This is a genomic window from Campylobacter sp. CNRCH_2013_0855, assembly GCF_025773025.1.
GTDB classification, from domain to species: domain Bacteria; phylum Campylobacterota; class Campylobacteria; order Campylobacterales; family Campylobacteraceae; genus Campylobacter_D; species Campylobacter_D jejuni_C.
In genome coordinates this window covers 1-4,126 of the sequence record NZ_JAKMTE010000029.1, presented here as the reverse complement: position 1 = coordinate 4,126, position 4,126 = coordinate 1, and the positions used below count along the sequence as shown (strand labels likewise).

Here is a 4,126-nt window from a genome sequence, read left to right as displayed (position 1 = left end):
TAATAAGACTACATTATAAAAGTGATAGATTTCAAAAAGATAACCTACCTATCTATAATCTTTTGATCAATAATGAAAAAAAAGAACAAAACAAAGCTTTAAGTGAATTAAATATAAATCAAAAAGATTTAAAAGATATAGAGGATGTTAATATTCTTAATCAATTCAAACAAGACTTTAGTAAAGATTATGAATTTAAAGAATTAAATTTTAGTTTTGATACTAATTTAATCAAACTTTATTTTATTATCCCAAAAAATATTGCTAAAGTTTATAAAAGTGCTTATAAAGAATTTGAATATAAAGATTTAGGAGCAGGGTATTTTACACAGCTACATGAGTATGATAAAATCATCAAAAATTCCCTAGAAGACAATAAAGAATTAAACGAATATCATTTTAGTTTTTTAGCTCCTGCTAAAATGCAAAATTTAAAATTTCAAATCGCAAATGGACTAGATGAGATCTTAGAAGATGAAGATAGAAAACAAGAGCTTTATGTTTGTAAATTTGTAGTAGTGAATGGGATTAAAATATGAAAATAAAAGATTTCACCTTAATTACATCAAATCATAATTTGGAAATTGAGTTAAAAAATCTTACCGAAAATGCTAATAAAATTATTTTTATATGTGGTGATTTTGATGGATATAAAGAAGCTAAGAATTCTTTGTATAAGACACTACATACTATTGAAGATAAATTTAAAAGTAACAAGAAAAAAACTTTTAAAATCATACATTTAAATCAAGCTAATAAAGATGAAATCACAAAAGAACAAAAATTTAGCTCTGATAAAAATTTATCTAGTATTAAAAAAATTATCTTTAATAATTTAAATTTTTTAAATAATGCAATCAATCAAAACAAAAATAAAACGCTCAATAAAATTATTGATGAGAGTAATGAAGAAAATATTGAAAATTTTTTAAAAGGAGTTCAAAAAGAATTAAATACATTATTAAAAAATATCAAAGAATCTGATTATTTTGAGCAAGAGATTAAACCAAAGATACAACTTACCCTAGATACACTTTTTAATACACTTTTAAAAAATATCACTCAATCTAATGATGATGAATATAAGCAAATTATTAGAGCTATAGCAAAATTTTTTATTAATATATTAGATTCTGTAACCAATCTTAAAAAACCTATCTCTTTAGTCAAAAAAAATCCTTATGTTTTTGTTGTAAATACATTATTTGAAGTTTATAATTCTTCTTCTGACTATCAAGAGTATAAGGAACAAAAATATTATTATGATTTTGCTTATCCACTTTTAGAGCTTATTACTAGTAAGCTTTATCCTATTATCGCTTTGTGTAATGAAGAAATTTTATCTGATGTATTGATTATAGATGATAAAGTATTATTAGATTTTTCATCTTATTCTAATGTACCTTCTATTAGTCTTTATAAAAATAGTTTTTATAAAGTTATTTTAGATGAAGAATTTCAAGGTATTTTTGATCATTTTTTAGAAAATAATCCAAAAATTGAAAATGAAAAGTTAGATAATACGCTTTTGATTAATTCTAGTTTAAAAAATTTTGATACAACATTAAAAAAAGCAATCAATTCAAATATCTCTGAACTTAATCATTTCTTTTATGCAGAATATCCTGATTTAAATTCTTCCATACTAGTAGAAATGATACTAGATAAAAAAAATACTGATCAAATCAATACAACCAAAATGGGTAAAAATTATTTGTTTATTACTAATCCACCACAGCTTAACAATGCAGCACTTTGTGAAGATTTGTATCAAAAAAAATTAGGAGCAATAATAAAAAATCGCCCAAAAGCTCTTACAAAAAATGAAAAACTTGGATTAAAAGAGCAATTTCCTAGTAAAAGAGATTATGGTTCTTATTTTATAGAAAGAGATGTTAAAAAGGAAGATGATTTTGTATTGCAACTTTGTCCTTTTGTGAAACTTGATGGACAGATTTATCTAAAATATAAAAGGTATTTTAATTTTTATAATCAAACACTTTCTTGGATAGGATTTGATTTATTAGAGAGTACAAAACAATCAGTTGAGCAAGATTTTGCTTATATTGATAGCTTTTTTAAATTGCCCAAAGAACTGGAAGAAATTAGCGAAAAAGAAAAAGTAAAAGTAAAAGAATATATCGGGCTTTTTAATAATTATTTGGATAATATCAATTCTTATTATGATCAAATGCAATTTTTTCTTGAGTTAGAGTCATCAATATCCAAAACATATGAAAATGTAGATTTTAAGAAATACTCACCTTTAACGGTTGTTTTATTGACTTTAACTTTGTATGTTTTACAAAAAGACTTAGCTTCTACACAAGAATATTCTCTTGGTGTTAAAAATATTATAATTCCAAATTTAGATTATGGTGATAAAGAAATTTCACTTAATTATCAAAAGATTAAAATACCAAATTATTTTAATGAGTATATTTCATTTATCCCTGACGATATTTATTTTTATGATAATGATAAAAAAATTTACATCTTTTTATCCAAAGAATTAAATAAAAATAAAAAAGAAGATGAAGTTATCTATTTAGATGAATTAGCCAAAGCTATGTTTGAAAATGATTTTGAAGAAGAAGATCAAACTTATGTGAATTTTTTAAAAACCTTAAACGAAAGCTTTGATGAGGAAATTGAATTTGAAGAAAATACACAAACAGACAAAACTCTTCCTTTGAAAAAAGATTTAGATAAAAGTATTCAAGAAATTATGCTTGATAATGAACTTGCAAAATTATCCATAGATATCACTTTTTTTAATATCATTAAGCAACTTTTTCCTTTTGCAGAATTTTTTATGAGCCAGCCTGATTTTTTTAAAAAAATGATTTTATTTTTTATAAATTCAAGCTTTGATAAAAAGCATTATGGCAATAAATTATTTTCTAGTTTTAAAGCACATTTTTTTAAAGAACTAGGGATATTTTATGCACTTAATCCTAAAGGGCATTTTATAAAAATTAATCCAAAAAGTAAAAAGCCACTCAATAAGCTTTTTTTATATCAAATAGGAACAAATTATTATTATTTTAATCAATTAGAATATGCAAGCGAGTTGAAAAAGTCAAAGAGTTTTTCAAGATTGGATAAAGCTAAGCAAATTCATTTGATATCAAAAGTAAAAAAACAATTAGCTATTGATTTTTCTATTAAAGTAAGTAAAAATTTAAGTGTAGATGTGTTAAAAAATTTAGCAGGATCTTTTATCGATACACTTTTACCTACAAATTATGAAAGGTTAAAAATTTTATATGAAAAACTAATGTATGAAAAATTTACTTACAATTATGATTTTCCTTTAGCTGTAAAAAAAGAAGAATACTTAACCTATCCTTTATTGATAAATTCTAGATTTATGAGTTTTGATTTATCTGAGTTTATTTTTGGTTCTTTATTATGCACAGGTGGGCTTAATTATTATCCTAGTATTGCTTGTGCTACGACTTCAAGCAAAGCTAGGGAATTTGCCTTAAAAAGACTTTTATCTTATATTATTTTAGATGAGAAAAGAAGTGCTTCTAAGGAAGATAAAATCAATGAGGGTAAATACATCTTAAACGATATGGAATTTTTTGAAGAAAACAATATAGAACTTAGAAATTGTAATATATGTAAGCTAGAGCATTTTCAAAGAAAAGAAGAGTATAAAACACAACACCCAGTGATAAAACAACACCCTATCTTAGCTTATAATGATGCTATACAAATTTTATATGAATATGCAAATGGTATTTATAATACTACTCAAGATGAAAAGGGTAAGTTCATAGAAGATAGACAAAAGGCAAGAAGATTGATGGAAAATTTAGAAGCTATAGGACAACATAATTTAGAAGTGATGTATAAGGGGGTAAAGAGAGAAAAGACAAATGATGAAATTAAGATGAAAGAAGAGGATGAAGAAAACGATGATGATAGTAAAACCCAAGATTATTCTAATCAATTCATAGGTAGATTAGCTACTACTATAATCATGGAAGATGGTTTGTATATAGGATGAAAGGATAAAAATGAGTGAAACTTATGAAATTTATACACCTAATGGTGGTATATTAGATGTAGAAAAAAAAACGAATAAAATTTTATTATATGATGGGGGAGCTAAGGT

At 23.9% G+C, this 4,126-nt stretch carries 1 protein-coding gene and 1 pseudogene; both read left to right on the top strand.

Features of this window, described 5'->3' with window-relative positions; genetic code table 11:
- Nucleotides 1-539, top strand: a pseudogene (locus L8X40_RS08175) (hypothetical protein); the annotation flags it as partial.
- Nucleotides 536-4,018: a hypothetical protein gene (locus L8X40_RS08170; protein ID WP_263667660.1), complete on the top strand. Its 3,483-nt coding sequence runs from the start codon at nt 536-538 to the stop codon at nt 4,016-4,018. The pseudogene L8X40_RS08175 and the gene L8X40_RS08170, both read left to right, overlap by 4 nt.
- Nucleotides 4,019-4,126: the final 108 nt, after the last annotated feature.